The 6,269-nt window shown below is 32.6% G+C and carries 8 protein-coding genes and 1 tRNA gene; 4 read left to right on the top strand and 5 right to left on the bottom strand.

Going from position 1 to position 6,269, the window contains the following annotated elements; all coding sequences use genetic code 11:
- Positions 1 to 33 precede the first annotated feature (33 nt).
- Entirely contained in the window at positions 34 to 501 is a 468-nt protein-coding gene (locus RXO53_RS07505) for a peroxiredoxin (protein WP_410713608.1), read from the bottom strand.
- Between the two features lie 176 nt (positions 502 to 677).
- Between RXO53_RS07505 and RXO53_RS07500 the strand changes: the two genes are divergently transcribed.
- The 4 genes from RXO53_RS07500 to RXO53_RS07485 all read left to right on the top strand — a co-directional run bounded on the left by RXO53_RS07500 (position 678) and on the right by RXO53_RS07485 (position 3,258).
- Positions 678 to 1,922, top strand: a complete 1,245-nt coding sequence (locus RXO53_RS07500) for a translation initiation factor IF-2 subunit gamma (protein WP_410713607.1) — start codon at positions 678 to 680, stop codon at positions 1,920 to 1,922.
- Positions 1,919 to 2,335, top strand: a complete 417-nt coding sequence (locus tag RXO53_RS07495) for a PIN domain-containing protein (protein WP_410713606.1) — start codon at positions 1,919 to 1,921, stop codon at positions 2,333 to 2,335. The genes RXO53_RS07500 and RXO53_RS07495 overlap by 4 nt, the downstream gene beginning before the upstream one ends.
- Positions 2,336 to 2,457: 122 nt before the next feature.
- A tRNA-Phe gene (locus RXO53_RS07490) sits at positions 2,458 to 2,529 on the top strand.
- 18 nt (positions 2,530 to 2,547) lie between these two features.
- On the top strand, positions 2,548 to 3,258 hold the full coding sequence (locus RXO53_RS07485) for an NDP-sugar synthase (protein ID WP_410713605.1): 711 nt from the start codon (positions 2,548 to 2,550) through the stop codon (positions 3,256 to 3,258).
- Between the two features lie 27 nt (positions 3,259 to 3,285).
- Here RXO53_RS07485 and RXO53_RS07480 read toward each other — a convergent pair whose 3' ends face one another.
- From RXO53_RS07480 to RXO53_RS07465, 4 genes are all read right to left on the bottom strand, one after another.
- Complete coding sequence (locus tag RXO53_RS07480; protein ID WP_410713604.1) at positions 3,286 to 3,576, bottom strand: transcription elongation factor; 291 nt, start codon at positions 3,574 to 3,576, stop codon at positions 3,286 to 3,288.
- Between the two features lie 167 nt (positions 3,577 to 3,743).
- Positions 3,744 to 4,847 (bottom strand): AmmeMemoRadiSam system radical SAM enzyme, encoded by a 1,104-nt coding sequence (gene amrS, locus RXO53_RS07475; RefSeq protein ID WP_410713603.1) that lies wholly within the window; start codon positions 4,845 to 4,847, stop codon positions 3,744 to 3,746.
- Positions 4,814 to 5,680 carry a hypothetical protein gene (locus RXO53_RS07470; protein ID WP_410713602.1) on the bottom strand — a complete coding sequence of 289 codons (867 nt, stop codon included), beginning with the start codon at positions 5,678 to 5,680 and terminating at the stop codon, positions 4,814 to 4,816. The genes amrS and RXO53_RS07470 overlap by 34 nt, the downstream gene beginning before the upstream one ends.
- 55 nt (positions 5,681 to 5,735) lie before the next feature.
- Entirely contained in the window at positions 5,736 to 6,257 is a 522-nt protein-coding gene (locus RXO53_RS07465; RefSeq protein WP_410713601.1) for an HD domain-containing protein, read from the bottom strand.
- Between the last annotated feature and the right edge of the window lie 12 nt (positions 6,258 to 6,269).

The raw sequence follows: 6,269 nt of genomic DNA, 5'->3' as shown, positions 1-6,269 counted from the left end.
GAGGAGGTCAGATTAAATATTCATATTAGTTTATTAGCCTTGATTAACTAGCTTTTTAAGTTCTGTTAATGCCAAATCGGCATGTTTTTCTGCAGGCCTTATATTTTGAAAAACTCTAACAATGATTCCATTAGGATCGATTATATATGTGGTTCTTTCCGCAGTTAGGATTGAAAAGTATTTCTTTTTAACATCATATAAATTTATGACTTCTCCGTTGCTATCGCTAAGCAATTTAAATTTAAAGCCATATCTTTCTGCAAATTTCTTAATTTTTTCAACGCTATCCGAAGAAACTCCTAAAACCTCTGCATTTAGCTTTTTAATATCGTCTAACAATTCATTAAATCTTAATCCCTCCCTTGTACAACCTGGTGTCATCGCCTTAGGATAAAAATATAAAATAACAAACTTTCCTTTAAAATCCGATAGCTTAACCTTTTCGCCATCATTTGCTGTTAGCTCAAAATCAGGAGCTTTTTCTCCAACTTTTAATGCCATAAATTTTCACCTGCTATATATTTCTATTTAGAAATATAATTTTGGAGATTTTAAATATAGATATAAATAACAAAATAGTTCCTAGATTTTGGTAGTGTTATAAAAATTTTAAATTACCTTTTTCATATATTGCTTTTAAACTTTTATCTTAGCATAAATGGTTAGGGATAAACAATATGTCAGAAACAACATTAGAAAACATGCAACCTAACGTTAACATTGGTATTGTAGGTCATGTAGATCATGGTAAGACAACCCTTGTTCAGGCTTTAACAGGAACGTGGACTATGAGGCATAGTGAAGAAATCAAAAGAGGAATGACAATAAAATTAGGATTTGCGGACGGAGAAGTATGGGAATGTGTAGAATGTGGATATCCGGAAAAGTACTCTCCAGAGCCAGTTTGTGAGTGCTCTCCTGGCTCAAAACCAAAGCTGGTCAGGAGAATATCATATGTTGATGCCCCCGGTCATGAAATATTGATGGCTACTATGCTATCAGGTGCAGCATTAATGGATGGGGCTCTATTAGTTATAGCTGCAAACGAAAATACCCCTCAACCACAAACGTTGGAGCATTTTTTGGCACTTGACATTTTAGGTATAAGAAATCTCGTAGTAGTTCAGAACAAGATTGATGTAGTATCTCCAGAGAGGGCTAAGGAAAGCTATAATGAAATTAAAAAGTTTTTACATAATACATGGGCAGAAAATGCACCAATAATTCCCGTAAGCTCTCTTAAGAGAGTTAATATTGACGCATTGCTAGCTGCTATAGAAAAATATATACCAACTCCAAAAAGAGATGAGAATAGTAATCCGTTAATGTTTGTAGTAAGGAGCTTTGATGTTAATAGGCCCGGCACAAAGCCAGAAGATTTGGTAGGAGGTATAATTGGAGGTTCAATAATACAAGGAAAATTTAAGATAGGAGACGAGATAGAAATAGGCCCAGGTTTGCAGTCTGGAAATGCAGAAAAATATGAGCCTATAACGACTGAAATTACAAGCTTAAGATTTGGAAAATATGAAGTAGAAGAAGCCAAACCTGGTGGTTTAGTTGCTATAGGTACAAAGCTTGATCCTACTTTAACTAAATCAGATAATCTGGTTGGCAATATAGTAGGGAAACCTGGTTTATTGCCTCCAGCAATTAATGATTTAGAGTTTGAGTATCATTTGTTTAAGAATGTTGTTGGATCAAAAGAAGAAATCAAAGTTGATCCTTTAACTAAAAATGAAGTCTTAATGTTAGCTGTTGGTGCAAGTCTAACTATAGGAACAGTTAGTTCTTTTAATAAAGAAGTAGTTTCAGTTAAATTAAAAAGGCCTGTTATAGCTTGGAAAGGGTTAAGGGTTGCAGTTAGTAGAAGGATAGCCGGAAGGTGGAGATTAATAGGTTGGGGGCTAGTAAACAAGTGAACCCCAAGGTAATATTGGATTCTAACATTATAATTATGCTCGGTCAAGGGGTCATTACTTTATCTATGTTCTATGATATATTGGAGCAGAAAGTTGAATTAATTACAACAACTAGTGTAATAGAGGAACTTAAAAAAATAGCTAGTCTTAATAAAGACAAAAAAATATATAAGGAAATTAATTTTGGGCTTAACTTAATTAATGTTAATAAGGTTCCTATAATCGATACTACAGAAATTGATGCAGATGACTCTATTTTCCACGCTTCGCTGGAATTAAAAAATAGAGGAGAGATAGTTTATGTTGCTACAAATGATAAAGAACTCAGGAGTAGGTTAAGAATCATCGGGATACCTACTATATACTATAGAGACTCAAAATCAATGCTTGAAATAGAATGGAGAATATCTTAGTTGTTCTTAAAATTATTTGATTAAATTATTTTGGTTTCTTTCTAAAGGATGAGGAATTCAATATTTATAAATAGAGGGACGAGATATTTTTATATTTTCTAAATTGTCATAGGTAAGAGGGAGCCGCCGTAGCTCAGCGGGAGAGCGCCCGGCTGAAGACCGGGCGGTCCGGGGTTCAAATCCCCGCGGCGGCAAATTCTGGGTGAAATATAATGAGTCTTGCTTTAATATTAGCTGGTGGATACGGTAAGAGGCTAAGACCTCTAACTTTAGATAAACCCAAACCATTGGTTACAATTAATGATAAGCCTGTAATAGTTTACCAATTGGAATGGTTAAAGCACTATGGTATAGATGAAGTAGCCCTTTTAGTAGGATATCATAAAGAGAAACTCATTGAAGAATTAGGTAGTGGTTATAAATATGGAGTGTCGATTTCTTATGTGGTTGAAGACGAACCTTTGGGGACTGGAGGTGCACTAAAAAAGGCCAGTCATATATATAAAAATCACGAAAAGTTTTTAGTTACTAATGGGGATATCATTACTAACATTAACCCGAATATATTATTGTCTTCTTTAAAAGAAAACGTTATAGCAGCTATGGCAGTTGTTCCGTTAAGAAGCCCCTATGGTGTATTAGATATAGATAATAATGGATTCGTTAAAGGGTTTAAAGAAAAGCCCATACTTTACGATTATTGGATTAATGCAGGTATTTATGCTTTCAAACCGGAAATAATAGAATATTTACCAAATAAGGGAGATATAGAGATGACAACTTTCCCGAAGCTTTCTTCTGAAGGTAAGATGGTTGCAGTAAAATTTGAAATACCTAAATATTATTGGAGAAGTATAGATACTCACAAGGATTTAGATGAAGTATCGGATGAAATAAATCGCATGGGCAGTTTATTTAAATAGTAAAGCTAACTTTAAGAATTGAAATTTTTAAATTTGATCTCCATATTCTCCCATTTGATCTAAGACTAGCTCATAATAATCTTCTTTTGCTTGTTCCAGTTCTTCTTTATTTTCTTCGCTGTCAACATTTTGCTCTTGTCCAATAGTCTTTGTTGTTAGTACTTTTTCTTTTTCTGTTGTTTTTGATACTGTCTTGTATTCATTTACGGTATTTGATGGAGCTTCCATTTCGTAACCGCATTTTGTGCATCTTAATATTGTCTTCCCATTCTTTTTTATTGGTATCATCACTCCTCCACACTTAGGACAAAACATCATATCCTACACACCAGTTCTCTCTGTTGCCCTATCTTCTTTATCTGGCAGAGTTTATAATGATTTCTTTCAATCTAAATAAACTATAATTTGTATTAAAAGTTTATTATGTTTAATAATTTCTTCGCTAATTAAAAATTATTTTAAATAATATAAGTTATATAGTTTATCTATATTATAGAGAGTGAAAATGGGGATGAGTTTCTTTTCTTACCAATAATATCTATCTTTGTTCCACATTTGGGGCACTTATTGTCTTCTGTTAGTCTCCATGCTGTTATATAAAAGCCGTATCTTTCTATTAGAGGATATCCACACTTTGGGCAATAAGTATGTTCTAGTTCATGTCCTGGTACGTTACCTATGTAAACATATTTTAAACCTTCGTTTTTTGCGATTTTTGCAAGCTTTTCTAATGTTTTTACTGGAGTATCTTCGCTGTCAAGCATTTTATAATCTGGGTGAAATCTTAGGAGATGGAAAGGTACGTTATCTCCCAGGTTATCTACTATCCATTTTGAAAGCCTTTTTATATCTTCCTCTTTATCTCCGACTTTAGGCACAACAAGGTTAGTTATTTCTATCCAAATTTTCTTTTCTTTCATTGCTTTTAAAGTTTCGAATATTGGCTCAGGATCTGGTACTCCCATATATTTTCTATAAAACTCCTTATTTCCTCCACCCTTAAAATCAACTGTTGCTGCATCAAAAAAGTTTCCTATTTCATCAACAGCTTCTGGAGTCATATAGCCGTTTGTTACCATGGTATTAAATAGGTTATTTTTCTTGGCTAAAACAGCTGTGTCGTACATGAATTCATACATTATAGTTGGTTCGTTATATGTATAGGAAATTCCATCCGCTTTAACTTTTATGGCGTCGTCTATTATTTCTTGTGGTGTCTTTTTTTCTCCGTAAAGCCCTTTTTCAAGCCTACTTTGGCTAATTTCCCAGTTTTGGCAAAAAGAGCAGAAGAAGTCACAACCAACTGTTGATATGCTTAATACAGAACTGCCAGGATTAAAATGCATTAGGGGCTTCTTTTCTATAGGATCAACATTTTCAGCTGTTAGCAAACCGTATACCATGGTGTATAGTTTTCCATCTATATTCTTTCTAACTCCGCAAACTCCCCATGCGTTAGGTGCTATTAAGCACCTTCTATGACATAAATTACACTTTACCCATTTTTCCCTTTCCTTAATAGGGGTCCAAAACTTAGCTAATCTTATATGATTTTTTAATATATTTGGATCGCTCTCGGATCGTACCATAAAGTATCACCTCCACTTATTTTAATTAGTTTTTGATTCGATCTTTTCGATATGATTTTTTTAAATGGTAACTCTTTATTACAGTTCCAACAACGACTATTGTTTAGTTCCAATGTAAGTAGCACTCCATCCTCTCTATACGCTACCGGTTTATTACAATTGGAACAGTAAGTTATATATTCACCATACAAATTAACATGTATGTATACATAAGGATTGAGTTCTCTAATTTCTTTATATAACTCTTTAACGGGTCCTCCTCCTTTATTGTCTAATAAATAAATATGTATTGGTATCTCTTTTTCTCCAGCTATTTTAGCAAACGGGAAAAACTTTTCGATAAGGGGCTCTCTATAATAAAGCTGTAACTCTAACCAAGGGTATGAAGCTTCATAGTTCTTTAGGAAATTTATAGTCTTTAGATTGTTATATTCTATAAAGTGATCATAAACTATAAAATCAGCTTTATATATATTAGCTGGTTCAAAAATTCTAACCCCAATAGGCAAATTCAATTTTTCTCTTAGAGTATCTATAAATTCGTTGTTAATTATTTCTTGTGCACCAAATCCTTCAAATATTATTCCATCAGCATTCCATGTTCTAACCAATTTTTCTATATCGATTAAATGAAGTTCTTTTAATGTATCTAAATTGGGGTTATAAATTTGGCAAATTTCATAATCTTTACATTCTAGGCTTTTATTTTCTGAGGGCAAGACGAGGCGCAGTAAAGTCCCTCCAGATAAATAATGATATAATGATATGTTTTCTGCTGTGCTTATCCCGATAGTTGAAATAGGTAGTTTCAGTTGAATTTTATTCTCAGACATTTCTTTTCTCCTATAAAATTATGTGATACGAAAACCTTTAGTTTTAAATCAAAATTTAGTCCTCTATTTTCTTTAAAAATTTAATAACATTATTTTCTATATTATATTTTTTAGACAGCAAAATTATTTGTTCTCTTACATTATTTTTAATCTCTCTTACATTATAGCCTTCTTTTTCATATTTTAATGAAATTAAATATGTAGATAATAAATCAGAAATCTTGGCTATTATTCCTTCTAATGTATTACCTGATTCATATAATGTATAAAGTTGCTTTATGTCTTTATTCACATCAATTTTTTCTATTGCTTCTTTTTCGGTCTTGGATTTATCGACGCTTGCGGTTTTACTTATGTCTCCAATAATAGATTCTCCAATATCATGAATTAAAGCTATTGATGCTGCTTTATATTTATCTACGTTTTCCAAACTTGATGAAATCTCAAGTGCTATTAATGCAGATGCAAAAAGATGTTGAGAAACAGTTTCTGCCTTACATGGTTCTACTCCTTTAATCATCCATCCACTCCTAGCTATGCTGTTAAGTGAATATATTAATTCATTTATTTTTACCATTTTCTACTTCCC

Origin of the sequence: Caldisphaera sp., assembly GCF_046536515.1 — an archaeon.
Classification (GTDB): Archaea; Thermoproteota; Thermoprotei_A; order Sulfolobales; family Acidilobaceae; genus Caldisphaera.
This window is presented reverse-complemented; position numbering and strand designations above follow the sequence as displayed.